The organism is Pseudomonas sp. PDM30 (assembly GCF_019218985.1).
GTDB classification, from domain to species: domain Bacteria; phylum Pseudomonadota; class Gammaproteobacteria; order Pseudomonadales; family Pseudomonadaceae; genus Aquipseudomonas; species Aquipseudomonas jessenii.
The window spans coordinates 112,734-138,374 of the sequence record NZ_JAHUWM010000004.1 but is presented as its reverse complement, the minus strand read 5'-3'; the positions used below and the strand labels follow the sequence as shown (position 1 = coordinate 138,374).

Annotated in this window: 25 protein-coding genes and 1 pseudogene; 15 read left to right on the top strand and 11 right to left on the bottom strand. The window is 59.4% G+C overall.

The annotated features are described in order from the left end of the window. Nucleotides 1–58: 58 nt before the first annotated feature. The 10 genes from KW840_RS11260 to KW840_RS11215 all read left to right on the top strand — a co-directional run bounded on the left by KW840_RS11260 (nt 59) and on the right by KW840_RS11215 (nt 11,195). Nucleotides 59–1,549, top strand: coding sequence for an aldehyde dehydrogenase family protein (locus KW840_RS11260; RefSeq protein WP_057712224.1), 1,491 nt, complete (start codon nt 59–61; stop codon nt 1,547–1,549). 154 nt (nt 1,550–1,703) lie between these two features. Beyond that, nucleotides 1,704–2,987, top strand: a complete 1,284-nt coding sequence (locus KW840_RS11255) for an FAD-binding oxidoreductase (protein ID WP_057712223.1) — start codon at nt 1,704–1,706, stop codon at nt 2,985–2,987. A 362-nt stretch (nt 2,988–3,349) separates the two neighbouring features. Beyond that, nucleotides 3,350–4,483 carry an ABC transporter substrate-binding protein gene (locus KW840_RS11250; RefSeq protein ID WP_008048115.1) on the top strand — a complete coding sequence of 378 codons (1,134 nt, stop codon included), beginning with the start codon at nt 3,350–3,352 and terminating at the stop codon, nt 4,481–4,483. Between the two features lie 240 nt (nt 4,484–4,723). Beyond that, nucleotides 4,724–5,638 (top strand): branched-chain amino acid ABC transporter permease, encoded by a 915-nt coding sequence (locus KW840_RS11245; RefSeq protein ID WP_007979705.1) that lies wholly within the window; start codon nt 4,724–4,726, stop codon nt 5,636–5,638. 3 nt (nt 5,639–5,641) lie between these two features. Continuing rightward, the gene (gene livM, locus KW840_RS11240; protein WP_218495179.1) at nt 5,642–6,925 is read left to right on the top strand and encodes a high-affinity branched-chain amino acid ABC transporter permease LivM; all 1,284 of its coding nucleotides are present in this window, start codon (nt 5,642–5,644) and stop codon (nt 6,923–6,925) included. Beyond that, on the top strand, nt 6,922–7,794 hold the full coding sequence (locus tag KW840_RS11235) for an ABC transporter ATP-binding protein (protein WP_095945441.1): 873 nt from the start codon (nt 6,922–6,924) through the stop codon (nt 7,792–7,794). The genes livM and KW840_RS11235 overlap by 4 nt, the downstream gene beginning before the upstream one ends. Further along, on the top strand, nt 7,791–8,507 hold the full coding sequence (locus tag KW840_RS11230; protein ID WP_057712220.1) for an ABC transporter ATP-binding protein: 717 nt from the start codon (nt 7,791–7,793) through the stop codon (nt 8,505–8,507). The genes KW840_RS11235 and KW840_RS11230 overlap by 4 nt, the downstream gene beginning before the upstream one ends. Before the next feature lie 293 nt (nt 8,508–8,800). Continuing rightward, nucleotides 8,801–9,049 carry a hypothetical protein gene (locus tag KW840_RS11225; protein ID WP_057712219.1) on the top strand — a complete coding sequence of 83 codons (249 nt, stop codon included), beginning with the start codon at nt 8,801–8,803 and terminating at the stop codon, nt 9,047–9,049. A 297-nt stretch (nt 9,050–9,346) separates the two neighbouring features. After that, nucleotides 9,347–10,117 carry an SDR family oxidoreductase gene (locus KW840_RS11220; protein WP_150813602.1) on the top strand — a complete coding sequence of 257 codons (771 nt, stop codon included), beginning with the start codon at nt 9,347–9,349 and terminating at the stop codon, nt 10,115–10,117. A 172-nt stretch (nt 10,118–10,289) separates the two neighbouring features. Continuing rightward, a complete protein-coding gene (locus tag KW840_RS11215; RefSeq protein WP_154861115.1) occupies nt 10,290–11,195 on the top strand; it encodes a cation diffusion facilitator family transporter in 906 nt (301 codons plus the stop codon). 23 nt (nt 11,196–11,218) lie between these two features. Here the strand turns inward: KW840_RS11215 and KW840_RS11210 are convergent, their stop codons facing one another. The 7 genes from KW840_RS11210 to KW840_RS11180 all read right to left on the bottom strand — a co-directional run bounded on the left by KW840_RS11210 (nt 11,219) and on the right by KW840_RS11180 (nt 16,512). Then, entirely contained in the window at nt 11,219–12,352 is a 1,134-nt protein-coding gene (locus KW840_RS11210) for an AGE family epimerase/isomerase (RefSeq protein ID WP_090452847.1), read from the bottom strand. Nucleotides 12,353–12,539: 187 nt separating this feature from the next. Next, nucleotides 12,540–13,112 (bottom strand): HupE/UreJ family protein, encoded by a 573-nt coding sequence (locus KW840_RS11205; RefSeq protein ID WP_218495178.1) that lies wholly within the window; start codon nt 13,110–13,112, stop codon nt 12,540–12,542. A gap of 29 nt (nt 13,113–13,141) precedes the next feature. Next, nucleotides 13,142–13,756 carry an urease accessory protein UreG gene (gene ureG / locus KW840_RS11200; RefSeq protein ID WP_090452850.1) on the bottom strand — a complete coding sequence of 205 codons (615 nt, stop codon included), beginning with the start codon at nt 13,754–13,756 and terminating at the stop codon, nt 13,142–13,144. Between the two features lie 23 nt (nt 13,757–13,779). Further along, nucleotides 13,780–14,454 (bottom strand): urease accessory protein UreF, encoded by a 675-nt coding sequence (locus KW840_RS11195; RefSeq protein ID WP_218495177.1) that lies wholly within the window; start codon nt 14,452–14,454, stop codon nt 13,780–13,782. Further along, nucleotides 14,451–14,951 carry an urease accessory protein UreE gene (gene ureE / locus KW840_RS11190; RefSeq protein ID WP_218495176.1) on the bottom strand — a complete coding sequence of 167 codons (501 nt, stop codon included), beginning with the start codon at nt 14,949–14,951 and terminating at the stop codon, nt 14,451–14,453. Before ureE ends, KW840_RS11195 begins: the two co-directional genes overlap by 4 nt. 285 nt (nt 14,952–15,236) lie before the next feature. Beyond that, nucleotides 15,237–15,869 (bottom strand): TetR family transcriptional regulator, encoded by a 633-nt coding sequence (locus KW840_RS11185; protein WP_057712212.1) that lies wholly within the window; start codon nt 15,867–15,869, stop codon nt 15,237–15,239. Nucleotides 15,870–16,041: 172 nt separating this feature from the next. Beyond that, a complete protein-coding gene (locus KW840_RS11180) occupies nt 16,042–16,512 on the bottom strand; it encodes a hypothetical protein (RefSeq protein WP_057712211.1) in 471 nt (156 codons plus the stop codon). A gap of 387 nt (nt 16,513–16,899) precedes the next feature. On the opposite strand from KW840_RS11180, the gene KW840_RS11175 reads away from it, so the two are divergent. Further along, entirely contained in the window at nt 16,900–18,969 is a 2,070-nt protein-coding gene (locus tag KW840_RS11175) for an AsmA family protein (RefSeq protein ID WP_218495175.1), read from the top strand. A 70-nt stretch (nt 18,970–19,039) separates the two neighbouring features. On the opposite strand, the gene KW840_RS11170 is transcribed toward KW840_RS11175, so the two are convergent. The 3 genes from KW840_RS11170 to KW840_RS11160 form a co-directional block, all read right to left on the bottom strand. Further along, complete coding sequence (locus tag KW840_RS11170; protein ID WP_218495174.1) at nt 19,040–19,729, bottom strand: hypothetical protein; 690 nt, start codon at nt 19,727–19,729, stop codon at nt 19,040–19,042. Nucleotides 19,730–19,808: 79 nt separating this feature from the next. Beyond that, a complete protein-coding gene (locus KW840_RS11165) occupies nt 19,809–20,579 on the bottom strand; it encodes a hypothetical protein (RefSeq protein ID WP_218495173.1) in 771 nt (256 codons plus the stop codon). Nucleotides 20,580–20,784: 205 nt separating this feature from the next. Further along, nucleotides 20,785–21,699 carry a LysR substrate-binding domain-containing protein gene (locus tag KW840_RS11160; RefSeq protein WP_167362848.1) on the bottom strand — a complete coding sequence of 305 codons (915 nt, stop codon included), beginning with the start codon at nt 21,697–21,699 and terminating at the stop codon, nt 20,785–20,787. Nucleotides 21,700–21,808: 109 nt separating this feature from the next. Here KW840_RS11160 and KW840_RS11155 point away from each other — a divergent pair, with 109 nt between their 5' ends. The 3 genes from KW840_RS11155 to KW840_RS11145 all read left to right on the top strand — a co-directional run bounded on the left by KW840_RS11155 (nt 21,809) and on the right by KW840_RS11145 (nt 23,740). Beyond that, complete coding sequence (locus KW840_RS11155) at nt 21,809–22,447, top strand: FMN-dependent NADH-azoreductase (RefSeq protein ID WP_057712206.1); 639 nt, start codon at nt 21,809–21,811, stop codon at nt 22,445–22,447. After that, a complete protein-coding gene (locus tag KW840_RS11150) occupies nt 22,448–22,753 on the top strand; it encodes a multidrug efflux SMR transporter (RefSeq protein ID WP_046039891.1) in 306 nt (101 codons plus the stop codon). Nucleotides 22,754–22,849: 96 nt separating this feature from the next. Beyond that, nucleotides 22,850–23,740, top strand: coding sequence for a triacylglycerol lipase (locus tag KW840_RS11145; protein WP_218495172.1), 891 nt, complete (start codon nt 22,850–22,852; stop codon nt 23,738–23,740). Nucleotides 23,741–23,854: 114 nt separating this feature from the next. On the opposite strand, the gene KW840_RS11140 is transcribed toward KW840_RS11145, so the two are convergent. After that, nucleotides 23,855–24,742, bottom strand: coding sequence for a DMT family transporter (locus KW840_RS11140; protein WP_218495171.1), 888 nt, complete (start codon nt 24,740–24,742; stop codon nt 23,855–23,857). A 97-nt stretch (nt 24,743–24,839) separates the two neighbouring features. Between KW840_RS11140 and KW840_RS11135 the strand changes: the two are divergent. Then, nucleotides 24,840–25,623 (top strand): annotated as a pseudogene (locus KW840_RS11135) (helix-turn-helix transcriptional regulator). Nucleotides 25,624–25,641 lie beyond the last annotated feature (18 nt).

The window sequence follows — 25,641 nt, the reverse complement described above, 5'->3', positions numbered from 1 at the left end:
CTGATCAGTCGTGATTTTCCGGCTGCACATGTTCTGTCTTTTGCTTGAGGAGTGACCCATGGTTGCCGCATTGCTTGATCGTCTAGGTGTGAACCCGGCCCTGTACCAGAACGGCAAAGTGCCGGTGCATTCGCCGATCGATGGCAGCAGGATCGCCGCCGTCAACTGGGAAGGCGCTGCTGAAGTCGAGCAACACATCAGTCGCGCAGATCATGCGTTCGAACTGTGGCGCAAGGTTCCGGCACCGCGCCGTGGCGAGCTGGTGCGGCAACTGGGTGACATCCTGCGTGAATACAAGGCCGACCTCGGCGAGCTGGTGTCCTGGGAGGCCGGCAAGATCACCCAGGAAGGTCTGGGTGAAGTTCAGGAAATGATCGACATCTGCGACTTCGCCGTCGGCCTGTCCCGTCAGTTGTACGGTCTGACCATTGCCTCCGAGCGTCCTGGCCACCACATGCGCGAAACCTGGCATCCGCTGGGCGTTGTCGGGGTGATCAGTGCGTTCAACTTCCCGGTGGCGGTCTGGGCCTGGAACGCCACGCTGGCGCTGGTCTGCGGCAACCCGGTGATCTGGAAGCCGTCGGAAAAGACGCCACTGACCGCACTGGCTTGCCAGGCGCTGTTCGATCGCGTGCTGAAGAACTTCAGCGATGCGCCACCGCACCTGAGCCAGGTGATTATTGGTGGTCGCGATGCCGGCGAAGCCCTGGTCGATGATCCGCGTGTCGCGCTGGTCAGCGCCACTGGCAGCACCCGCATGGGCCGTGAAGTGGCGCCGAAAATCGCCGCGCGTTTTGCCCGCAGCATCCTCGAACTGGGTGGCAACAACGCGATGATCCTCGGCCCAAGCGCCGATCTGGACATGGCCGTTCGCGCGATTCTGTTCAGCGCCGTCGGCACCGCCGGTCAGCGTTGCACCACGTTGCGTCGCCTGATTGCCCATGAATCGGTGAAAGAAGAAATCGTCACTCGCCTGAAAGCCGCTTACTCCAAAGTGCGTATCGGCAACCCACTGGAAGGCAATTTGATTGGTCCGCTGATCGACAAGCACAGCTTCGAAAACATGCAGGACGCTCTGGAGCAGGCCTTGAGTGAGGGCGGCCGGGTGTTTGGCGGTGAGCGTCAGCTGCAAGACAAGTTCCCGAATGCCTACTACGTGTCGCCGGCTATCGTCGAAATGCCGGAGCAAAGCGATGTGGTCTGCCACGAAACCTTCGCTCCAATCCTGTACGTGGTTGGCTACAGCGATTTCCAGGAAGCCCTGCGCCTGAACAACGCCGTGCCACAAGGCCTGTCCTCGTGCATCTTTACCACCGACGTGCGTGAAGCCGAGCAGTTCATGTCGGCGGTGGGCAGCGACTGCGGCATTGCCAACGTCAACATCGGCCCGAGCGGCGCGGAAATCGGCGGCGCGTTTGGTGGCGAGAAAGAAACCGGCGGCGGTCGTGAGTCCGGCTCCGATGCATGGCGCGGCTACATGCGCCGCCAGACCAACACCGTGAACTATTCGCTGGAGTTGCCGTTGGCGCAGGGCATCACGTTCGATTGACAGGTGCCTTCCTGTAGGAGCGAGCTTGCTCGCGATGGACGTCAACGATAACGCGTGTTTGCTGCATAACCGTGTTGCCCTGACGTTTTTCGCGAGCAAGCCCGCTCCCACATTTGAAGTATGTGTTTGTTAGGTTTCTGCTTGGAGTCTGGCAATGCCGTTACGCGAAGAGTGTCTGTGGGAAAAACTGACGCCGCAAAGGCCGGACAATTCGGCCCTCAAGGGTGAGGTCACGGTGGATGTCTGCGTCATCGGCGCCGGGTTTACCGGTTTGTCGGCGGCGGTGCATCTGCTGGAGCAAGGCAAGACTGTTTGCGTGCTGGAGGCCCATCGCGCCGGTCATGGTGGTTCCGGGCGCAACGTCGGGCTGGTCAATGCCGGGATGTGGATTCCCCCGGACGAGATCGAAGCCGGGTTTGGCGAGGCGGTTGGCAGCCAGCTCAACCGCATGCTGGGGGCGGCGCCTTCCCTGGTGTTCAGCCTTGTGGACAAGTACAACATCGATTGCCAGTTGCGCCGCGAAGGTACGCTGCACATGGCGCATAACGCCCGTGGCGAGGCCGACTTGCGCAGTCGTGAAGAACAATGGAAACGTCGCGGTGCGCCCGTAGAGCTGCTCACCGGTCAGGCCTGCGAGCAAGCCACCGGCACGAAAAAGATCGCCGCGGCATTGCTCGATCGCCGCGCCGGCACACTCAACCCGATGGCCTACACCACGGGGCTGGCCAAAGCGGCCATCGGCCTGGGCGGTCAATTGTTCGATCATTCCCCGGTCACCCGACTCGAACGTCAGGGGCAGCGCTGGTCAGTACAGACTGCCCAGGGCTCGGTCATGGCCGAGAAAGTGGTGATTGCCTCCAATGCCTACACCGAAGGCGACTGGACGGAGCTGCGGCGCAATTTCTTCCCCGGTTATTACTATCAGGTGGCCTCGGTGCCGCTGACCGAAGAAGCCGCCCGACAAATTCTGCCCGGTGGCCAGGGTTCCTGGGACACCCGCCAAGTGCTCAGCAGTATCCGTCGAGACAAAGACGGTCGCCTGCTGCTTGGCAGTCTCGGTAATGGCAATCAGAAACCGGCCTGGTTCCTCAAGGCCTGGGCCGACCGCGTGCAGCAACACTATTTCCCGTACCTCAAACCGGTGGAATGGGAGTGCACCTGGACCGGTTGCATCGCCTTCACCCCCGATCATTTGATGCGCCTGTTCGAACCGGCGCCCGGTTTGGTGGCAGTCACCGGTTACAACGGCCGGGGCGTGACCACGGGTACGGTGGTCGGCAAGGCCTTTGCCGATTACCTGTGTAACGGAAATCCTCAAGCGCTACCGATTCCCTTTGCACCCATGCAGCCATTGGCCGGGGTGGGGTTGCGCAGCTGTCTGTATGAGGCGGGATTCTCGCTGTATCACGCGGGCCAGTGCCTGCGGATCGTGATCTGAATGTTGATTTTTGCAGTGGGAGGCGGCGCTTTTTCGATCTGCAGCTAGCCTGTAGTGGTGCGGGTTGTAGCAGTTCCGCACCAGCAGTGTGCACTTCGGTGACGCACGTTGTTACAGGCTGGTTGCACGTTGTTTAAAGCCGCGGTTGCAATGATGGCGCAGTCGGGTTGCGCCTCAAATAAAAAATGGTTTTACCTTCCGCGGTTTAGACGGTTGCACGCCCAATGAAAATGGGATCGAAACAGTCGAAATAACAAGAAAGCAGCGACTTTTTTCAGAATAAAAAACCGATGGCACGGCCCTTGCTCTGAGCATTCAGTGAAGTCGCAGTGCCAATTAAAAAAACCATGGAGCACCACCTCATGTCCCAGACGTTTTACAAGAAAGGCTTTCTGGCCCTCGCAGTGGCAACTGCGCTGGGTGTTTCTGCGTTTGCTCAGGCTGACATCAAGATCGGCGTAGCGGGACCAATGACGGGCGCCAACGCGGCATTTGGCGAACAGTACATGAAGGGTGCACAGGCCGCGGCCGATGCGGTCAACGCGGCTGGCGGGGTTAACGGGGAAAAAATCGTACTGGTCAAGGGCGATGACGCCTGCGAGCCGAAACAGGCTGTGACGGTCGCCAAGGACCTGACCAACCAGAAAGTCGCCGGCGTAGTCGGTCACTTCTGTTCCTCCTCGACCATTCCGGCCTCCGAGATCTACGACGAGGCGGGCATCATCGCCATCACCCCGGGTTCCACCAACCCGGCCGTTACCGAGCGCGGCCTGAGCGCCATGTTCCGTATGTGCGGGCGTGACGACCAGCAAGGCATCGTGGCCGGCGACTACATCGTCGACGTGCTCAAGGGCAAGAAAGTTGTCGTGCTGCACGACAAGGACACCTACGGCCAGGGCCTGGCGGATGCTACCAAGGCTCAACTGGTCAAGCGCGGCGTAACGCCTGTGCTGTATGAAGGCCTGACCCGTGGCGAGAAAGACTTCAGCACCATCGTGACCAAGATCCGCGGCGCCGGCGCTGACGTCGTCTACTTCGGTGGTCTGCACCCGGAAGCCGGTCCTCTGGTGCGTCAACTGCGTGAACAAGGCCTCAAGGACGTCAAGTTCATGTCCGACGACGGCATCGTGACCGACGAACTGGTGACCACCGCTGGCGGCCCGCAATTCGTTGACGGCGTGCTGATGACCTTCGGCGCCGACCCACGCCTGCTGCCAGACAGCAAGACCGTGGTAGACGCCTTCCGCAAGGCCGGTACCGAGCCTGAAGGCTACACCCTGTACGCCTACGCTTCGGTCCAGACCCTGGCAGCAGCCTTCAACGGCGCCAAGTCCAACAAGGGCGAAGAAGCGGCTGCATGGCTGAAGAAAAACCCGGTCAAGACCGTCATGGGCGAGAAGACCTGGGACAGCAAGGGCGACCTGAAAATCTCCGACTACGTGGTTTACCAGTGGGACAAGGATGGCAAATACCACCAGCTGGAAAAACAGAAGTAAGGGCTGACTCAATTGGGTGAACCCCACGGTTCCCCTGTGGGAGCGAGCTTGCTCGCGATGACGGACTGGCAGGCAACTCATTCGTTGAATGTTAAACCGCAATCGCGAGCAAGCTCGCTCCTACAGGGGGCCGTGGTGGCCTGCCTGATCGTGGCTGACATTGCTCCGACGTATATCTGTATTTTCCTTAGAGGAACCGCACAGCCACATGTGCAGGTTCTCATTGCGTGAGATTGCGTTATGGATGGTATTTTCCTGCAGCAACTGGTCAACGGCCTGACCCTCGGGTCGGTCTATGGCCTGATCGCCATCGGCTACACAATGGTCTATGGCATCATCGGCATGATCAACTTCGCCCACGGCGAGGTTTACATGATTTCCGCTTACCTCGCGGCAATCAGTCTGGCTCTGCTGGCTTACTTCGGTATCGAATCTTTCCCGCTGCTGATGCTTGGCACACTGATCTTCACCATCGTCGTCACGGCGGTGTATGGCTGGGTCATCGAGCGTGTCGCCTACAAACCCCTGCGTAACTCCACTCGACTCGCACCGCTGATCAGTGCGATCGGTATCTCTCTGATCCTGCAAAACTACGCACAGATCTCCCAGGGCGCGAAGCAACAAGGCGTTCCGACTTTGCTCTCGGGTGCCTGGCGCGTTGATATCGGTACCGGTTTCGTTCAGTTGACCTACACCAAGGTCTTCATTCTGGTCGCAGCGTTCGTCGGGATGGGCCTGCTGACCTACGTCATCAAGTACACCAAGCTCGGCCGCATGTGCCGTGCAACCCAGCAAGACCGCAAGATGGCTTCGATCCTGGGGATCAACACCGATCGGGTGATTTCCTACGTGTTCATCATCGGTGCAGCGATGGCGGCCCTGGCCGGCGTGCTGATCACCATGAACTACGGCACATTCGACTTCTATGCCGGCTTCATCATCGGGATCAAGGCGTTCACTGCCGCGGTGCTCGGCGGGATTGGTTCACTGCCCGGCGCGATGCTCGGCGGGATCATTCTCGGGATTTCCGAGTCGCTGTTTTCCGGTCTGGTGAACTCGGACTACAAAGACGTTTTCAGCTTCTCGCTGCTCGTTCTCGTTCTGGTCTTTCGGCCCCAAGGCCTGCTCGGCCGTCCTCTTGTGTCGAAGGTGTAAGCGATGTCTTCAACCACTAAAAAAACCATTGATCTCAAAAGAAGCCTGGTTGACGCGATTCTTGCCGGCCTGGTGGCCCTGATTGTGTTCGGCCCGATTGTCGGCGTAGTCCTCGATGGCTATGGCTTCAATATGGAAACGAGCCGGGTGGCCTGGATTGTCGCCATCGTCATGGCCGGTCGCTTTGCCCTTAGCCTGTTCCTGCAAACCCCCAAGGGCCTGAGAATCCTCGAGGGTTTTGAAACCACCGGGTCCGGGGTCCATGTACTGCCGCCTGATTACAAATCCCGGCTGCGCTGGATCATCCCGCTGATGATTGTTATCGCGGTGGTGTTCCCGTTTTTCTCCAACTCGTACCTGTTGGGCGTGGTCATCCTCGGGCTGATCTACGTGCTGCTGGGGCTGGGGCTGAACATCGTGGTCGGCCTGGCCGGCCTGCTCGACCTTGGTTACGTGGCGTTCTACGCCATCGGTGCCTATGGCCTGGCGCTCGGTTATCAATATCTTGGGCTGGGCTTCTGGACGGTGTTGCCGTTGGCGGCGATTACCGCCGGACTGGCCGGTTGCATCCTCGGTTTCCCGGTGCTGCGCCTGCACGGTGACTACCTGGCGATCGTGACCCTGGGCTTCGGTGAAATCATTCGGTTGATCCTCAATAACTGGCTGTCCCTGACCGGCGGCCCGAATGGCATGGCAGCGCCGTTGCCCACTTTCTTCGGCATCGAGTTCGGAAAAAGGGCGAAAGAGGGCGGGGTGCCGTTCCATGAGTTCTTCGGCATCGCCTACAACCCTGACGTGAAGTACTACTTCATCTACGCCGTGTTGTTCCTGGTGGTCCTGGCCGTGCTGCACATCAAGCATCGCCTGACCCGCATGCCGGTCGGCCGCGCCTGGGAAGCCCTGCGCGAAGACGAAATCGCCTGCCGCTCCATGGGTCTGAACCACGTGCTGGTCAAGCTCTCGGCGTTCACCATCGGCGCCTCGACGGCCGGTCTGGCCGGGGTGTTCTTCGCCACCTACCAGGGCTTCGTCAACCCGACCTCGTTCACCTTCTTCGAATCGGCGCTGATCCTCGCCATCGTGGTACTCGGTGGCATGGGTTCGACCATAGGCGTGGTGATTGCAGCGTTCGTGCTGACCGTCGCCCCGGAACTGCTGCGTGGCTTCGCCGAGTACCGCGTGCTGCTGTTCGGCATCCTGATGGTGTTGATGATGATCTGGCGACCGCGCGGCCTGATTCGGATCAGCCGTACCGGTGTGACCCCGCGTAAAGGAGTAGCGCCATGAGCGAAGTCGTACTCAGTGTAGAAAAGCTGATGATGCACTTCGGCGGCATCAAGGCGTTGAGCGATGTCAGCCTGAAAGTACACCGCAACTCGATCTTCGCCCTGATCGGTCCTAACGGCGCCGGCAAGACCACGGTGTTCAACTGCCTGACCGGTTTCTACAAAGCCTCCGGCGGCAAGATCGAACTCAACATTCGTGGGCAACAGACCAACGTCATCAAGTTGCTGGGTGAGTCGTTCAAGCCAACCGATTTCGTTTCGCCGAAATCCTTCGCCAGTCGGCTGTTCTACAAGGCGTTCGGCGGCACTCACCTGGTGAACCGCGCCGGCCTGGCGCGGACCTTCCAGAACATTCGCCTGTTCAAGGAAATGTCGGTGCTGGAAAACCTGCTGGTGGCTCAGCACATGTGGGTCAATCGCAGCATGCTCGCCGGCATCCTCAACACCAAGGGCTATCGCAAGGCCGAAAGCGATGCGCTGGACCACGCGTTCTACTGGCTGGAAGTGGTGGATCTGGTGGACTGCGCCAACCGCCTGGCCGGTGAGCTGTCCTACGGTCAGCAACGCCGCCTGGAAATCGCCCGGGCCATGTGCACCCGTCCGCAGATCATCTGCCTCGACGAACCGGCCGCCGGCCTCAACCCTCAGGAAACCGAAGCGCTGAGCGCGATGATCCGGCTGCTGCGCGACGAGCACGATCTGACCGTGGTGCTGATCGAACACGACATGGGCATGGTTATGAGTATCTCCGACCACATTGTGGTGCTGGACCACGGCATCGTCATCGCCGAGGGTGGCCCCGACGACATCCGCAACGACCCGAAAGTGATTGCCGCTTATCTGGGCGCGGAAGAAGAGGAGGTGGTATGAGTAAACCCATCCTCGAGCTCAAGGAACTGGACGTGTTTTACGGGCCGATCCAGGCCCTTAAAGGTGTCTCGCTGCACATCAACGAAGGGGAAACCGTCAGCCTGATCGGCTCCAATGGTGCCGGCAAGTCGACCCTGCTGATGTCGATCTTCGGCCAGCCAAGGGCGGCGGACGGGCAGATCCTCTATCAGGGCGTGGACATTACCCACAAGTCGTCCCACTACATCGCCTCCAACGGCATTGCGCAATCGCCGGAAGGGCGGCGGGTGTTCCCCGACATGACTGTCGAGGAGAACCTGCTGATGGGCACCATCCCTATCGGTGACAAGTACGCCAAGGAGGATATGCAGCGCATGTTCGAGCTGTTCCCCAGGCTTGAAGAGCGGCGTACCCAGCGGGCGATGACCATGTCCGGCGGCGAGCAGCAGATGCTCGCCATCGCCCGGGCTCTGATGAGCCGGCCCAAGTTGTTGCTGCTCGATGAGCCAAGCCTGGGCCTGGCGCCGATCGTGGTGAAGCAGATCTTCGCCACCCTGCGTGAACTGGCCAAGACCGGCATGACCATCTTCCTGGTGGAGCAAAACGCCAACCACGCCCTGCGGTTGTCTGACCGGGCTTACGTGATGGTCAACGGCGAAATCCGCATGACCGGCACCGGCAAGGAGTTGTTGGTCAACGAGGATGTGCGTAGCGCCTATCTCGGCGGGCACTGAGTCTGCTTTGTTATGCACAAGCCCCGGCGCGCAATCGCCGGGGCTTTTTTACATCTTCAAAACACCACTGAACCCTGTGGGAGCGAGCTTGCGCGCGATAGAGGTGTGTCAGTCTCCACGATGCAAGTTGTGCCGCAGTCATCGCGAGCAAGCTCGCTCCCACAGGTTTTTGGCATGCCTCTGGGAAATTGTGGAAAACAATATTCCAAAGCTCGCAAAGCGCGACATAAAGACGCTGCAAATAGTTGTTTTGCCACGGTTTTGACTTGTCCCCGTTTGCTGTGGAACCGGCTGTGAATAACGTGGGAGTAGCTGGCTGCAGGCCTTTTAAACCGTGGCTTGCAGAGGTGTGGTTGTTTTTTGATCAGGTGTTTTTGCGCAGCTTGCAGGCGTCTTTGTCAACCTTTTTGTTCGGGATGAAAATGCATGGAATCGGCGTGGACAAGCCTGTGGATAAGTCTGTGACTAAACTCTGGAAAGACTCGGCTGAAGGCCGTGGTTACTGGCTTGGCGCCATCGCCGGTTTGACCCGTCAGTCATGAAAATGGCCAAGGGCTACACAGCAGGCGGTTGAGGGTCAAGCAAAAAAGTTTCAAAACTCCGCGCAAAGCCTTGTGGATAGCGGCTTGCAGCTTTTCCACTTGCCCCCAAAGACTGTGGACCGGCCTGTGGATAACGTGCGCGCACATGGCTGTAGGCCACGCTGTTCAAGGGGTTGCCGGGATTGAGCGTTTTTTGAACAGATTGAACGGTGGTTGCCGCTGTGAACAAGGCCGGGCATGCTGCCTGCTGATTTTCTATTCCAATGGCTGGCGATCAGCCGAAGCAAGGAGAACACGATGTCCAACACCCTGTTTATTACCGGCGCGACCTCCGGTTTTGGTGAAGCCTGTGCCCGTCGTTTTGCCGAGGCCGGCTGGAAACTGGTGCTGACTGGCCGTCGTGAAGAGCGCCTCAATGCGTTGTGCGCCGAGCTGTCGAAGCAGACCGAAGTCCATGGCCTGGTGCTCGATGTGCGTGATCGCAAGGCCATGGAGGAGGCGATTGCCAATCTGCCGCCATCCTTTGCAAAACTGCGCGGGTTGATCAACAACGCCGGGCTGGCCCTGGGGGTTGATCCGGCGCCCAAGTGCGACCTGGACGATTGGGACACCATGGTCGATACCAACGTCAAAGGCCTGATGTACAGCACCCGTCTGCTGTTGCCGCGCCTGATTGCCCACGGTCGAGGTGCCGGTATCGTCAACCTGGGGTCCATCGCCGGCAACTACCCGTACCCGGGCAGCCATGTGTATGGCGCGACCAAGGCGTTCGTCAAACAGTTCTCCGTGAACCTGCGCTGCGACCTGCAAGGCACGGGCGTGCGGGTCAGCAACATCGAGCCGGGCCTGTGCGAGAGCGAGTTCTCGCTGGTGCGTTTTGCCGGTGACCAGGAGCGCTACAACGCCACTTACGCTGGCGCCGAGCCGATTCAGCCGCAAGACATCGCCGAGACAATCTTCTGGGTGCTCAATGCCCCGGCGCACATCAACATCAACAGCCTGGAGCTGATGCCGGTGAGCCAGACCTGGGCTGGGTTTGCTATTGATCGCAGTGGTGGCAAGGCTTAATACCGAGTCATCGTTCTTCGCGAGCAAGCCCGCTCCCACATTAGACCGCGATCCAATGTGGGAGCGGGCTTGCTCGCGAAGGGGCCGGAGCGGATAAATCCGGACATCAGCTAGACTCCTCCCTCAAGCAATCCGCCGCACCCGGCGGTCTAGAGGTATCCGAGGAGATCAAGTGAGTAATCGAGGCGAGCAGGCGCTGCTCAAACAATCGACCTTCCTGATGCTCGCCGTGACATTCGCCGGGATCATCACCGGTTTTGTTTCGGGCGCCCAATCCATCCTGTTCGATGGCTTCTTTTCGTTGATCGCGGCCTTCATCAAGGTCCTGATGCTGATCACCGCCCGCCTGATCGCCAAGGAAAGCAACCAGCGCTTTCAGTTCGGTTCCTGGCACCTGGAGCCCATGGTGCTGGTGATCGAAGGCAGTTTCATATTCCTGGTGGCCGTTTATGCCTTTCTCAACGGAGTGTTCGGCATCATCAGTGGTGGCCGCGAAGTCGAACTCGGCCTGGTGATTTTCTACGCGGCCTTCTTCACTGTCGTTGAGCTCATTTATTTCTTCTACGTCCGCCAACGCAATCGCACGCTCAACTCATCGCTGATCCAGTTCGACAACATCAGTTGGCTGGTGGACGCGATGCTGTCGGCGGGACTGCTGGTGAGTTTCCTGATCGCACTGCTGCTCAAGACTCAGGGGTACGACAAGTGGGCGGTGTATGTCGACCCGATGATCCTGATTCTGCTGGCCTTGGGCATGCTCCCCCCAGCGTTCAAAATCCTCGGGCCGGCCTTGCGCGATGTGCTGGGGATCGTCCCGGATCAACTGGACGACAAGGTGCGTCAGGTGATGGAAGTGGCGAAGGCCGAGCATGGTTTCGACGATTACATTTCCTACGTGCAGAAACACGGCAGGGCCTGTTTTATCGAGATTCACATCGTATTGCCGAAGGATTACTGGCTGGACGGTGTGGGGCAACTGGACAGTTTGCGCGAGGAAATCTCCACGAAGCTTGGCGAGCCGGATGCCGCACGATGGCTGACCATCAGCTTTACCGGGGACCGCAAGTGGATTGAGTGATTGGATTTCCTCTTGCCACTCAGTCAGCCGAGATACTGCGCCAACCCGCGATAACAGGTCGCCAGGTGATAAGGCGTGGTCGACGGCATGTCGCGGCGGCTGACTTCTCCGTGCTCGTCACGGCACTCGTACCAGCCGCCGTCATGCAGCGAGCGCTGCTGCAATGCCTGCAATTGACGCAGTACAGCCGCTTCGCTGTCCGGGCGCAGCGTTAATGCACGTAGGTACTCGGCCTGGGCCCAGATGCGTTGCGTGGCGTCCCGGGTACCGCCATCGGCTGCGAAATCGAGCATCGCCCGCACGGCGCCAGTCTGCTGATCAACGCCCACTTGCTCGGTAAAGGCGAAGGCCCGCTCCAGATCGGCATGCAGCGTCGAATTGCGCAACAGTGCCGAAGATTCCAACAGGAAGTACCACTCGAACTGATGCCCCGGTTCAAACCAGTTATCCACAGACCCCAGCGGTTTTTCCATCAACACGCCGTGCTGCGGATCGATAAAGCGCGCGTGCATGGCTGTGCATAACCCGACGAGCGCCTGTTGCACGTCGAGGTCTTCACGCACCGACAGGGTGGCGAGGAAAGCTTCGGCCAGGTGCATCAGCGGGTTTTGCAAAGGGCCGCTGTCCAGCGATGCCCAGTCGCGGTCGAGCGTGGCTTCGTACAGACCGTCGTCCGTGGCGAAACGCTGCGCGACCACTTCCAGCGAGGCATTGAGCACCGACTCCACCAGCGGCTCGCGGACCTTGTCCCAGTAATGGGCGCAGGCGAACAGGATGAAGGCGTGGGTGTAGAGATCCTTGCGCTGATCCAGCGGCGCACCTTGTGCATCGACACTGTAGAACCAGCCGCCGTGCTCGGCATCGTGGAAGTGCCGCTGCAAGGAGCGGAACAACGCGGCGGCACGCTCTTCGGCGCCCGGCACCTGACCGATCAGGCTGGCAAACAGATACAACTGCCGCGCACAGGCCATGGCCCGGTAGCGTTGCGGTGGCAGCGGTTGGTGTTTGGCATCCAGCGCCTCATAAGGCAACGCCATATCGGCGTTCCAGCCCGGACCTTGCCAGAGCGGCACGATGACGTTCAGGAAATGCTGTTGCACCGAGGCGAACAGGGCGGTCAATTCAGGCTGAGAGGCAGAGCGGGAAACAGGCGGCATTGGCTGGCGTCGTCACGGCAGGGGCGATTGCGCGACATGTTAGCAGAGAGGCTGGCCTGAGAGAGGCTGTGTCTGTCAGGCCGCCTTCGTCGGAACGCCGCCCGGGGCAAGCCCGCTCCCACAGGTGTACGCATTCCAATGTGGGAGCGGGCTTGCCCGCGAAGAGGCCGGGTCAGACACCAGAGAGTCAACCTGCCAGCAACCACACGCCAGTCGCCGCCGAAGCCGCGCCCGCCAGTCGCACCAGGGGCGCTGCGGCCTGCGGCAACACCCGCACCAGCGCATAACCCGCCGCGTGCAACACCGCCGTCGCCGCAACAAAGCCTGCGGCGTAGGTCCAGGGACTCGACATTTCCGGCAGTTCCAGCCCGTGCGCGACACCATGAAACAGCGCAAACAACGCCGTCGCACCCACCGCCATCACCAACGGTGGACGCACTGCCAGGGCAACCGCCAGCCCCAAAGCCAACACGGAAGCGGCAATCCCGCTCTCCAGTGCCGGCAGGTTCAATCCTTCAAAACCCAACAGCCCGCCAATCAACATAGTGCCGACAAAGGCGCACGGCAGCGCCCAGCGTGCGGCGCCTTGCTGTTGTGCTGCCCACAGGCCGACCGCGAGCATTGCCAGCAAGTGATCGAGACCGCCAAGTGGGTGGCTGATACCGGCAATCAAGCCGTTGTCGCCGTGTCCCGGATGGGCGAAGGCGAGGGCCGGAGTCAGCAGCAGGGCCAGGGCGCCGAGAATGCGTTTGAGTGTCATGGATAAGCTTCCTTGTTGATAAGTCGTGATCAGGCCGCGGTCAGCAAACCCTGGCGTTCGATGAAGGCAATGATCTCTTCCAGGCCCAGGCCGGTTTTCTGATTGCTGAAGACAAAGGGTTTGCCGTTGCGCATGCGTTGGGTGTCGCTGTTCATCATCTCCAGCGAGGCGCCGACCAGAGGTGCCAGGTCGATCTTGTTGATCACCAGCAGGTCGGATTTGCAGATTCCCGGCCCGCCCTTGCGTGGCAGCTTGTCGCCGGCCGAGACGTCGATCACGTAGATGGTCAGGTCGGACAGTTCCGGGCTGAAGGTCGCGGAGAGGTTGTCGCCACCGGACTCCACGAGAATCAGGTCCAGCCCCGGAAAACGGCGGTTGAGCTGATCCACGGCTTCGAGGTTGATCGAGGCGTCTTCGCGGATGGCCGTGTGCGGGCAGCCACCGGTTTCCACGCCGATGATGCGCTCCGGTGCAAGGGCTTCGTTGCGCACCAGAAAATCTGCGTCTTCGCGGGTGTAGATGTCGTTGGTCACGACGGCCAGGTTGTAACGCTCGCGCAGGGCCAGGCACAGGGCCAGGGTCAGGGCGGTTTTGCCGGAGCCGACCGGGCCGCCGATACCGACGCGCAGGGGTTGTGCGTTCATGTGATTCTCCAAAGTAAATGGCCCTAGGAACGGAACAGACGGCTGTACTGGCGCTCGTGGGCCATACACGCCAGGGACAGGCCGAAAGCGGCGCTGCCGTAATGATTGGGATCGATTTGAGTGGCGTTCTGTTGAGCTTGTTGAAGCAGCGGCAACAGTTCGCTGGTCAGGCGTTGAGCGGCTTGCTGACCCAGGGGCAGGGTCTTCATCAGCACCGCCAACTGGTTTTCCAGCCAGCTCCAGAGCCATGCGGCCAGGGCGTCCTGCGGGCTGATCTGCCAGGCGCGCGCGGCCAACGCCCAACCCAGGGCTAGATGTGGCTCGCTGCGCTGTTCGAGGAAGGCGCGGGCGGGGGCGTCGAGCTCCGGCAAGCCATTGAGCAATTGCTGCAACGAGTAGCCCATCTGCCGGCTCTCCTGATGCAGCTCACGGGTTTCGCGGCTGGCGCGGTGCTCCTCGCAGCGTTGCAGCAATTCGTCCCAGTTTTCCTCGCTGGCGGCCACGCAATGGGCGAGCAGCAAGGGTGCTTCGAAGCGTGCCAGATTCAGCAGCAACTGATCGCTGATCCAGCGTCGCGCACTGTCGGGGTCGTGAACACGGCCGTTATCCACAGCCATTTCAAGGCCCTGGGAGTAGCTGTAGCCGCCAATCGGCAATTGCGGACTGGCCAGGCGCAACAGCGCCCAAGCCGGGTTCATGTGCGTACGCCGAACTGGTGCAGTTTCGGCGCGTAGTTGAAGTCTTCATCGCCGTGACGCGAGTGGTGATGGCCACCGCCATAGGCGCCATGTTCCGGCTGGAATGGCGCCTCGATGTTCACGGCAACGGCACCGAGTTGTTCGAGCATGGCCTTGAGCACGTAGTCGTCGAGCAGGCGCAACCAGCCGTCGCCGACTTGCAGGGCGACATGGCGGTTGCCCAGGTGATAGGCCGCGCGGGTCAGTTCGAAGGCATTGGAGCAGGTGACATGCAGCAGTTGTTCGGGACGGGCGCAGACGCGCACGATTCGCCCGTCTTCGGCTTGCAGGCATTCGCCGTCACGCAACGGCGGCTGGCCGCGCTCCAAAAACAACCCGACGTCTTCACCCTCGGCACTGAAACAGCGCAATCGGCTTTTGCTGCGGGCTTCGAACGTCAGGTGCAGTTCGGCGGCCCAAACGGGTTGAGGGTCGATTCTGCGATGAATCACCAGCATCGGAAGGCTTCCAGCAATGGACAATGTTCAGGCTAGAGCAAGGGGCTTGCCAATCGACATGATGTGTAGGAAATGCCTGACGGAGGCGTGGGACTGGTATCGATGGAGTGAGTATTTTGGTTGAAGTTGGTGCGTTGTTTTTGGTTTGCGCACCAAGTTAAAGCGGCGAGGTTTAATGTGGGAGCGAGTTTGCTCGCGATGGCGGTGGAACTGTCACATCGATGGTGGATGTCATGCCCTCATCGCGAGCAGGCTCGCTCCCACAGGGATTTCATCCACAGAAAGTTACTCAGTGCTGCCGAGCCCTTGCCAATGCTTGAGGCCGATAAAGATAAACCGCAGCTGCTGGGTGATTTTCGCCTGGGGCGTCAGGTGCTCTGGCAAGGCTTCGGCTGGCGGATCGATGATGTCCGGCAGGGTGGCGAACACGCTCTTGACGATCAGATCCGCCATGACGCTCAGGTCGGCGATGTCCAGATGCTGCAGTTTCGGCATCAGTGACAAATCCGCCGCCAGGTCCGAGCTGATGTTTTCACGCAAACGGCCGATGGCCTGGCGCACCGGCACTGAACCGCCGTACTGCTCACGGGCAAGAAACAGGAACTGCGAACGGTTGGCGCTAACCACGTCGAGAAAGATCCGCACCGAGGCATCGATGATGCCGCCCATCACGAATTCGTTGTGTCGTACCAGGCGAATGGTTTCGCGGAATGTCTGGCCGACTTCGCTGACCAGTACCAGGCCCAATTCATCCATATCGGCAAAATGGCGGTAGAAACCGGTCGGTACGATGCCGGCGGTTTTCGCGACTTCGCGCAGGCTCAGGCTGCCGAATCCTCGGCCGCCATCCATCAGGCGCCGGGCAGCGTCCATCAGGGCGTTACGGGTTTGTTGTTTCTGTTCGGCGCGGGGCAGCATCGCAAGGGCGTTTTCTGGACAGGGACGCGGCGCACTCTAGCAAATCGGCTTTGCCGGCGTCGAACGACTGTGGGGGGATCACGCGGGGATGTGTGGCATCTATCGAGCGGGCCTATGAAAATTCAAAAGCCCAATCCGGGGATTGGGCTTTTTTTCAAGGCGGCCATGGAGCTTAGCTCACGGCGCTGTTGCGTTCGATCACGCGGTCACCACCGCCTTCAGCAAGGGTTTGACCTTGTGGAGTGCGATCCGAACCGTCGGCGGCAAGGGTCTGGCCTTGTGGAGTACGGTCGGAACCATCAGCAGCCAGGGTTTGACCTTGTGGGGTGCGATCCGAACCGTCAGCGGCAAGGGTCTGGCCTTGTGGGGTACGATCGGAACCATCGGCAGCCAGGGTTTGGCCCTGTGGAGTACGGTCCGAGCCATCCTGAGTAATCAGGCCTTTTTCTTTCAGGCGATCATTACCGCCTTCGGCAAGGGTCTGGCCTTGTGGGGTGCGGTCGGAACCATCGGCGGCGACGGTCTGGCTGAACACCGAGTGGTCTTGTTTCACTTGTGGGGTGGCCTGGTCAGCTGCTGGCAGGGCAAAGGCAGTGCTGGCCAGCATCGAAAGTGTAAGGCTAAGCAGTAGTTGGCGTTTCATGATTGTTTTGCTCCGTGGGGGTGCGAATAAGTGGGTACGAGAGCAATGCTACTCTCGATAAATCGATATGAAAGTTCATAAACGCAATGGTAATAATCAACGGAATTGATTGTTTGCTGCGGAGGCCCTAGGCCGGGCGTTTCCGGCGAGTTGTCTTGCACTTTTGTGGGTGTTTTCGACCCACCTGTGTTGTGCAAAAGTGCAGGTTCGGTAACGCAGGTCGACCGACTGGTCAGTATTGGACTGGGCGAAATCGGCGAAATCGGTCTACCGATTAAACCTGTCGGGTTTTTATCAGTCGTAGTTTGCATGGCGAGCCGTTTGCGGCTCACCGTTTCACATGTGCGTCGCAGTCGGGGCGCTCGGTCGTATCAGGAGCCCTGTGCAATGACGCGCACTCAAAAGACGTTGGTCTGGACCCTTTCCACTTTCCTTACCTTGTTGGTGATGCTGGTACTGATCATCGTGTTCTTCGACTGGAACCGGATCAAAGCGCCGCTCAACGCCAAAGTTTCCGAAGAAATGCACCGCGCTTTCGCCATCAACGGCAATCTGTCAGTGGTCTGGCAACCCGAGCCCGATGAAGGCGGCTGGCGCGCCTGGGTACCGTGGCCTCATGTGGTGGCCGAAGACTTGAGCCTGGGCAATCCCGACTGGTCGAAACAGCCGCAGATGATCACCCTCAAACGGGTGGAACTGCGTATTTCACCCCTGGCATTGCTGGCGCAGCGGGTGGTGATCCCGCGTATCGATCTCACCGAGCCCAATGCCCACCTGCAACGCCTGGCTGACGGGCGCGCCAACTGGACCTTCAAATTCGACCCAAAGGACCCGGACGCCGAGCCTTCGAGCTGGGTGGTGGATATCGGAGCGATCGGCTTTGACAAGGGGCATGTCACCCTCGACGACCAGAACCTGAAGACCCAACTCGACGTACTGATCGACCCATTGGGCAAGCCGATTCCGTTCAGCGATATCGTCGGCGACAAAGCGGCGAAAGCCGCGCAGGAGAAGGGTTCGTCACCCCAGGACTATGCATTCGCCCTCAAGGTCAACGGCCAGTACCACGGCCAGAAACTCGCGGGCCAGGGCAAGATTGGCGGGCTGTTGGCGTTGCAGGACGCGGCACGGCCGTTTCCGCTTCAGGCACAGGTAAAAATCGCCGATTCCAGCGTCGAACTGGCCGGCACCCTGACCGATCCGCTGAACCTCGGCGCCCTGGACCTGCGCCTGAAACTGGCCGGTACCAGCCTGGGCAATCTCTACCCGCTGACCGGTGTGATCCTGCCGGATACGCCACCCTATGCCACCGACGGCCATCTGATCGCCAAATTACACGAGCCGGGTGGCGCGGTGTTTCACTATGAAGAGTTCAACGGCAAGATCGGTGAAAGTGACATCCATGGCAACCTGACCTACGTGGCCAGCCAGCCACGGCCAAAGCTCAGCGGTTCGCTGTTGTCCAATCAATTGCTGTTCGCTGACCTGGCACCGCTGATTGGTGCCGACTCCAACGCCGAGCAGAAGGCCCGAGGCGGTGACAGCAAACAACCGGCGGACAAAGTGCTGCCGGTCGAAGAGTTCAAGACCGATCGCTGGCGCGATATGGACGCCGATGTCGAGTTCACCGGCAAGCGTATCGTGCACAGCGAAAAACTGCCGTTCAACGATCTCTATACACATCTGGTACTCACCGATGGCGTGCTCAGCCTCGAGCCGCTGCGTTTCGGCGTGGCAGGCGGCAAGCTGGATGCGCAGATTCGCCTGAACGGCCACACCGATCCGCTGGAGGGACATGCCAGACTCACGGCGCGAGGCTTCAAACTCAAGCAGTTGTTCCCCGGCTTTGAACCGATGAAAACCAGTTTCGGCGAACTCAACGGCGACGGTGATATCAGCGGGCGCGGCAATTCGGTGGCTAAACTGCTGGGCAGCGCCAATGGCAATCTGAAAATGCTGATCAACGATGGCGCTATCAGTCGCGAGTTGATGGAGTTGGCCGGGCTGAACGTCGGCAACTACGTGGTCGGCAAGATCTTTGGCGACAAGGAAGTGAAGATCAACTGCGCCGCCGCCGACTTCGGCATCCAGTCCGGCCTGGCGAGTACCCGCTTGTTTGTGTTCGACACTGAGAACGCCATTGTTTACATCGATGGCACGGCGAACATGGCGACCGAACAACTGGACCTGACCATCACCCCGGAATCAAAGGGCTGGCGTTTGATTTCGTTGCGTTCGCCGCTGTACGTGCGGGGCAAGTTCATCAAGCCCGATGCCGGGGTCAAGGCCGTGCCGTTGATGTTGCGTGGAGCCGGGATGGTCGCGTTGGGCGTGATCGCCGCACCGGCGGCAGGGTTGTTGGCGCTGATAGCGCCGAGTGGCGGCGAGCCGAACCAGTGCGCGCCGTTGCTGGAGCAGATGAAGGCGGGCAAGGCGCCGAAGACTGTAAAAAACTGAATATGTTGGTGAGCAGTGTTCAAGCGCCCCCGACTCCGGGTCGCTTGAACGTCCGGCGAGGCTAGATTATTCAACTCAAGCCGGTGGGCGCATGGATTTGCAATAACTCCGTTTCCATCCTGTTACCCAGTTTCTTGAGTACGTCATCTCTTACGCGATTGTATTGGCGCCCATCCAGCAAACTACTCATTAGCCAAATGTTGGTCTTGTGTTCGTTGGTGCTATTCAAAACCGGCTGGTCGAGAATATCTATTGCAATCTTTTGGGCTGTTTCGAACGCCACTTGCAGAGTTACCACGGTTTTATCGTTGCGAATAATCGTCAGCAGAACAGCCGTTGAAACCAATATGTCCGTGGTGGTGTTGCTCACAATAGCGTTTCTTTGAAGTTGCTCGACGATTACCCTGATCGCCGGTGAGTCAGGCTGGAGTTTTGCCAGTTGAGCAAATACAATAGCGAGCGCTTGCCGTTCATCTTGTGGCAGGGCACTCCCGGCGCTTTGTTCAATAATATTAAATAGGCTGCTGTGTTTAAATTCGAATTGCTGGGTCGCCCGGCTATTGACCGTCCAGCCAATTTTTTGAACGGTATCTGTATAGGTTGGCCAAGAAGTTTCACGGTTTCTGCTTTTTTGTGCTGCCACCAGTTCGCCTAGCAGGCTAGACGCTAGAATATCTTTTTTAAAGCTGTCAGTGTGCAGACCGTAGAAGATCGTTATGTTGCCATTAACCAACCAAGTATCAATTTTTGTTTTTTTCATATTTTTACCTACGCGCAGGTGGGCGCAAGAAGTTGTTTAAATCGGCCTGCTATGGCCGATTTAAACATTTCATTGGTTGTTAGAAATCAGGCAATTCATCAATGAATTTTTTACCGCTTTCGCTAAATTTCCTGTACAGGTCGCCACGCAGGCCTGAAAACGTTTTAGTGTCCAGGTAAGTGCGCACAGCACCCGTTTTCATCGTGGTGGACTGGCGGGTCGATTTCCAGAACAGAATACCGCGGGTGCTCTCCCTTGCATCCAGGGAGATGCAGTTGAGGACCATGTTTGGTTGCCCACCGTTATCAAGCCAGATCGGTGCGATATCGAATTTTGCCTGGGTGCCCAGCTTAGAGTTACGATCAAAAATCTTAATGGCATCGGGACTTTTCTGCACCGCCTCAACGGCCTTTTTCGCAACATCAGCCAGGATTTTAGCCGCATTACTACCAATCAATCCTGCAGCCACTTCCAGGGCAACCTGATCCATTGTCAGGCCAACTCTCTTGACTGTGACCTCCTGGATGTTCCGGTTTTGAGTCACCCAGCCCAGTTTGCTCAGGCCGTCAACATAGTAGCGATACCATTCGAAGAGTTGCTCATCTTTGGGGAAGAGTTTGGTGGCGGCGTTTTGCATGACCAGTTTGCACAAATTGACGTCGTCGATGATTTCCTGCGAAACGCCGGGCAGGAAGGCATTGATAGTATCAGGCATGACGCTGGCGGTTGGTTTGTCGATATCATGTTCAGGTTTGCTCGAGAGCGTAGAAAATACAGGTGCCGAGCGCTGCGTGATGATAGGTAATGCTGGCAGGGAATCAATAAATTCGAGTCGTTGTTCAAGTAGCATGAAAGTAATCCTTTACTTATTGGTATGAGCAGCCGGCTGGCTGTGGTTGTTAGAATAGGTTTATAGATTTCAAAGTCTAGTTTTGGTTTGTAACTTCAGGTTTTAGTTGTGTTTGTTATTCTGCGTTTGTGATTGTTCTAATTCGTAGTGGTGAACTTAAGCAGTCGTTAAACTTGAAACACTTGAACTGTTGTCGAGGCGCTGATCAGCGCACCGCATGCCCGGACAACAATGCCTCCTCACGCAACCACGCAAAAAAAGCCCGAACCGGTGGATGTCGCTCACGCCCCGGCACGCACAGTGCGCTGTAGCCGGCTCCATCGACCTGGATTTCCCCTCGGTACGGCAACAACAGACCACTGGCCACGCTTTCCGACACCAGAATATTGCTTGCCAGCACCAGGCCTTGGCCGGCAATCGCCGCTTGCAGGGCGTAATGCTCTTCGTCGTATTCGCGCACGGCCGGCCGACCGCCCAGCCAGGTTTCGCCGGAGCGAGCGCACCAGGCCTCCCAGCCGTGGGCATAGAGTTTGGAGTTGTGCCAGCGCACGCTGATCAGCGTCGGGGCGCGACTCGACGCCAGGGCCACTTGTTCAGGCGAACCGTAGACACCAAAGGACTCATCGAACAGGCACTGGCCGTAAAGGTTGGGGTAATCATCGAGGCTGTAGCGCAGCACCAGGTCGACACTGGCGTCCTGATGCAGATCGATGACTTCGCAGTGGGTATCGAGGCGCACGTTGATGTTCGGGTGTCGGGCGTAGAAACGTCCCAACCTTGGCACCAGCCACAGGGCGGCGAAGGCGGCGGTAGTGGAGACCGTCAGGCTGGCGCCACTGCGTTGCGGACGCAGTGTATCGACACTTTGCGCCACTTCCAGAAAAGCCCCATGCAGGCTCTGGAACAGCCGTTCGCCGCATTCGGTCAGGCGCACCTGGCGTGGCAGACGCTCGAACAATGGCACGCCGAGCCAACTTTCCAGTGAGCGGATCTGGTGGGACACCGCCGTCGGCGTCACCGAGAGTTCTTCGGCAGCAGCCTTGAAGCTCAGCAGGCGTGAGGCTGATTCAAAAGCGCGCAGGGCGGTCAGCGGCAACGAGGCGAACATTGAACACTCCATGGATGAAATGGATTCATCCAGACTGATTTCTGCTCATTTGAGCGAGGACGGTAGTGAGCCTCAAGCTGCAAACCACAAGCCGTTTGAGTTTAGCCCTGAGGAGAGACAGATGAGTAGAATTCTTGCTGTTCACGCCAGCCCCCGTGGTGATCGTTCGCACTCCCGGCGTTTGGCCGAAGTGTTTCTGGCGGCCTGGCAGGCCCGTCATCCACACGCGCAACTGACCCGACGCGAAGTCGGTCGGGCGCTGATTCCGCCGGTCAACGAGGCATTCGTGGCCGCCGCGTTTTACCCCGAGCCCGCCGCTCGGCCGCTGTCGATGCAGGCCGATCTGGCGTTCAGCGACGAACTGGTCGGCGAACTGCTTGGCCATGATGTGCTGGTGATTTCCACTCCGATGCACAACTTCAGCGTCCCCAGCGGCTTGAAAGCCTGGATCGATCAGATCGTGCGGGTGGGGGTGACCTTCGATCACACCCTGGACAATGGCGTGGCCCAGTACGAGCCGTTGGTGCTGGGTAAAAAGGCCCTGATCATCACCAGCCGTGGCGGCTTCGGTTTTGGCCCGGGCGGCGAGCTGGAAGCCATGAACCATGCCGACACGCTACTGCGTACGGTGCTTGGATTCATTGGCATCACGGACGTCACCGTGGTGGCTGCCGAGGGCGAGGAGTCCGCCGAGCGCAGCTTTCAAATCTCTGCCGCCGAGGCTGAGCAGCGCTTGTTGGCGCTGGCCGGAGAGTTCTAGATGGCCTGGCTGTTTCTGCTGGTCGCCGCCGGGTTCGAAGTCACCTTCGCCATGGGCATGAAGTACGCCGAGGGCTTCACCCGGCTCTGGCCTTCGCTGGTCACCGTAGTGGCCGCTGTGGGCGGGATCTATTTTCTGACCCTGGCCATGCGCGAGCTGCCGGTGAGCATTGCGTACCCGATCTGGACCGCCATCGGTTCGCTGGGCACGGTGTTTCTCGGTTTCGCGCTGCTGGGTGAAAGCCTGACCGTGATCAAACTGGTCTCGGTCGGGCTGATCGTGGCGGGCGTGGTAGGGTTGAAGTAGGGCGGATGACATAGACTTGTCATCTTCGCTGGTGATGCTTGGCGGATGTCTTGCATCCAGCCTAGCGTCACCGCCCGACCACAAGGATGTCCGCCCATGTCGCAAGGTTCTGCCCCGCGCTACCCGCTGGTGTTGGTCCCGGGGATGCTCGGGTTCATCCGGTTGGTGCTTTATCCGTATTGGTACGGGATCGTCGAGGCGTTGCGCCATGGCGGTGCGGTGGTGTTCGCGGTGCAGGTCTCGCCGCTTAACTCGAACGAAGTGCGGGGCGAGCAATTACTGGCGCGTATCGAAGAAATCCTGCGGGAAACCGGGGCCGACAAGGTCAACCTGATCGGTCATAGCCAGGGCTCGCTGACCGCCCGTTATGCAGCGGCCAAGCGCCCGGACCTGGTGGCATCGGTGACCTCGGTGGCGGGGCCGAACCATGGTTCGGAGCTCGCCGATTACCTGCACGAACATTATTCCCACGAGAGCGTCCGTGGTCGTCTGCTGTGCTTTTTGCTACGGATCGTCGGCGCGTTGATGGGGTTGTTGGATACCGGTTACCGCGGGCCGAAGCTGCCGGTGGATATACCTGCGTCCCATCACTCCCTCACCAGCGCTGGCGTCGCGCTGTTCAACCAGCGTTATCCACAGGGGCTGCCCGACACCTGGGGCGGTCATGGGCCGGAGGAGGTCAACGGCGTGCGCTATTACTCCTGGTCCGGCACCTTGCAACCGGGCATTACCGATCGCGGGCGCAACCTGCTGGACGGCACCAACCGCAGTTGCCGGCTGTTCGCTAAAACCTTCGTCCGCGAAGCCGGGCATTGCGACGGCATGGTCGGGCGCTACAGCTCGCATCTGGGGACGGTGATTGGCGATGAGTATCCGCTGGATCACTTCGATATCGTCAACCAGTCGCTGGGGCTGGTGGGCAAGGGGGCTGAGCCGATCCGGTTATTTGTCGAGCATGCGGCGCGGTTGAGTGCGGCCGGGCTCTAGTCCGCGTTATCGTTCATCGCGGGCAAGCCACGCTCCCACAGGTTTCCGGTTGTTCACAGAAATCAGATTCGACACAAAACCTGTGGGAGCGAGCTTGCTCGCGATGGCGTCAGATCAGGCAACACTGACCTTGCGCCCCAACACCGTCGTCCAACGCTCGGAAACGATCACCCCGCCCAAGGTCAACACCCCGCCCACCAGGTGATACATCGCCAGTTGCTCATGCAGCACCACCGCCGCAATCAATGCGGTAATCAGCGGCAGCAAATTGAAAAACTGCGTGGTCCGGCTCGGTCCCAAACGCACCACGGCCTGCATCCACGCCAGCGGCGCGACCATCGAAGCCAGCAGGCAGGCGTACAGCACCAGTGGAATGTTCTGCAGGGTCGGGCCGACTTTCGGTGAGGCGATGAACAGCGGGAACAGCACCACCACGGCCACCAGCACCTGCAGATACAGAAGCACCAGCGGCGGCAGTTTCAGTTGCCACTTTTTCAACAGGGTGCTGTAGACCGCGTAGGCCAGGGTGGCGATCAGCATCATCGCATCGCCCAGGTTGACCCCGTGTTCGAGCAGTGCGCCAAGGCTGCCGGACGACACCACCACCAGTACACCTGCAAACGACAGCACCGCACCGGCCAGGGCACCCATGGTCAGGCGCTGGCCGAGGCTGATGATCGCCATGGCGAGCGACATCAGTGGCATCAGCGACAGGATGATGCCCATGTTGGTGGCCGAGGTCAGGCTCGCGGCGAAGTACGCCAGGCTTTGATAGACCGCCATGCCGAGCACACCGAGGACAAAGATCTTGCCCAGTTTCGGGCGGATCTGCGACCAATGGGCGAGCACCGGTTTGAGCATGAAGGGCGTGAACAGCAACCCGGCCAGCAGCCAGCGGTAGAAGCCGATCTCGGCGGGGAAGATCGCCCCGGCCGACATTTTGGTGATCACGGTGTTGCCGGCCCAGATAAAAATGGCCAGCAGGGGATAAGCGTATTGCATCGGGAAAAACCAGAACGTTAATGAAGGGCAATTATCCGCTTGTCTGGATGCAAGCCTATACTTCGATCCAGACAACCGGCCCCTGATGACGGACAGCATGCGCAGTAAACACATCGATCTGCTGGATTTCAGCGAATTGCCTTCGGCGGTGTACTTCCGCTACGCCGATTTCAATACCCACGAATTCGCCGCTGCGCACCGTCATCCGTGGGGCACTCTGGAGTATGCGGCCCACGGGGTGTTGCACATGGATGTCGACGGCAGCCGTTTCCTCTCGCCGCCGCAATACGCGGTGTGGGTGCCCCCCGGAAATCGAGCACAGTTTCTACAGCCACCAGCCGATCAACTACCGTGCCGTTTGCCTGGCGCCGGCGGTCTGCGAGGATCTGCCACAACAGGCCTGCACGCTCGCCATCAGTGACATCCTCAAGGCGATCCTCAAGGACTTCGCCGTCCGTGACGTCAAGATTCCCGAGCAGGCCGCGGATAAACGCCTGGCTCAGGTTCTGGTGGATCAGTTGCAACAGGCGCCGGTGCATGAGTGTTACCTGCCCTATGCCAGCACACCGGGACTGCTGGGCATATGCGAGGCCCTGCAAGCCGAACCCGGTGACAACCGGCCCTTGGCGCATTGGGCGGCGCAGGTTCACGTCAGTGAACGGACCCTGGCGCGGCAGTTTGTCCGCGAGTTGGGCATGAGTTTTGGTGAGTGGCGTCAGCGTCTGCGATTCCTGGCCGCGATTGAAGCACTGGACAGCCATCGCAGCATTCAGGAAATCGCCTTCGACATGGGCTACAGCACCGGTTCGGCGTTTATCGCGATGTTCCAGCGTCAGGCCGGGTGCACGCCCGACTACTATCGACGCAACAAGAAGTTTTAACGCACTCGTTAAGAATTT

Coding starts and splice junctions, on each gene's coding strand:
- KW840_RS11260 (WP_057712224.1), top strand. CDS start 59: ATGGTTGCCGCATTGCTTGATCGTCTAGGTGTGAACCCGGCCCTGTAC.
- KW840_RS11255 (WP_057712223.1), top strand. CDS start 1,704: ATGCCGTTACGCGAAGAGTGTCTGTGGGAAAAACTGACGCCGCAAAGG.
- KW840_RS11250 (WP_008048115.1), top strand. CDS start 3,350: ATGTCCCAGACGTTTTACAAGAAAGGCTTTCTGGCCCTCGCAGTGGCA.
- KW840_RS11245 (WP_007979705.1), top strand. CDS start 4,724: ATGGATGGTATTTTCCTGCAGCAACTGGTCAACGGCCTGACCCTCGGG.
- livM (WP_218495179.1), top strand. CDS start 5,642: ATGTCTTCAACCACTAAAAAAACCATTGATCTCAAAAGAAGCCTGGTT.
- KW840_RS11235 (WP_095945441.1), top strand. CDS start 6,922: ATGAGCGAAGTCGTACTCAGTGTAGAAAAGCTGATGATGCACTTCGGC.
- KW840_RS11230 (WP_057712220.1), top strand. CDS start 7,791: ATGAGTAAACCCATCCTCGAGCTCAAGGAACTGGACGTGTTTTACGGG.
- KW840_RS11220 (WP_150813602.1), top strand. CDS start 9,347: ATGTCCAACACCCTGTTTATTACCGGCGCGACCTCCGGTTTTGGTGAA.
- KW840_RS11210 (WP_090452847.1), bottom strand. CDS start 12,352: ATGCCGCCTGTTTCCCGCTCTGCCTCTCAGCCTGAATTGACCGCCCTG.
- KW840_RS11205 (WP_218495178.1), bottom strand. CDS start 13,112: ATGACACTCAAACGCATTCTCGGCGCCCTGGCCCTGCTGCTGACTCCG.
- ureG (WP_090452850.1), bottom strand. CDS start 13,756: ATGAACGCACAACCCCTGCGCGTCGGTATCGGCGGCCCGGTCGGCTCC.
- KW840_RS11195 (WP_218495177.1), bottom strand. CDS start 14,454: ATGAACCCGGCTTGGGCGCTGTTGCGCCTGGCCAGTCCGCAATTGCCG.
- ureE (WP_218495176.1), bottom strand. CDS start 14,951: ATGCTGGTGATTCATCGCAGAATCGACCCTCAACCCGTTTGGGCCGCC.
- KW840_RS11185 (WP_057712212.1), bottom strand. CDS start 15,869: ATGCTGCCCCGCGCCGAACAGAAACAACAAACCCGTAACGCCCTGATG.
- KW840_RS11180 (WP_057712211.1), bottom strand. CDS start 16,512: ATGAAACGCCAACTACTGCTTAGCCTTACACTTTCGATGCTGGCCAGC.
- KW840_RS11175 (WP_218495175.1), top strand. CDS start 16,900: ATGACGCGCACTCAAAAGACGTTGGTCTGGACCCTTTCCACTTTCCTT.
- KW840_RS11170 (WP_218495174.1), bottom strand. CDS start 19,729: ATGAAAAAAACAAAAATTGATACTTGGTTGGTTAATGGCAACATAACG.
- KW840_RS11165 (WP_218495173.1), bottom strand. CDS start 20,579: ATGCTACTTGAACAACGACTCGAATTTATTGATTCCCTGCCAGCATTA.
- KW840_RS11160 (WP_167362848.1), bottom strand. CDS start 21,699: ATGGAGTGTTCAATGTTCGCCTCGTTGCCGCTGACCGCCCTGCGCGCT.
- KW840_RS11155 (WP_057712206.1), top strand. CDS start 21,809: ATGAGTAGAATTCTTGCTGTTCACGCCAGCCCCCGTGGTGATCGTTCG.
- KW840_RS11150 (WP_046039891.1), top strand. CDS start 22,448: ATGGCCTGGCTGTTTCTGCTGGTCGCCGCCGGGTTCGAAGTCACCTTC.
- KW840_RS11145 (WP_218495172.1), top strand. CDS start 22,850: ATGTCGCAAGGTTCTGCCCCGCGCTACCCGCTGGTGTTGGTCCCGGGG.
- KW840_RS11140 (WP_218495171.1), bottom strand. CDS start 24,742: ATGCAATACGCTTATCCCCTGCTGGCCATTTTTATCTGGGCCGGCAAC.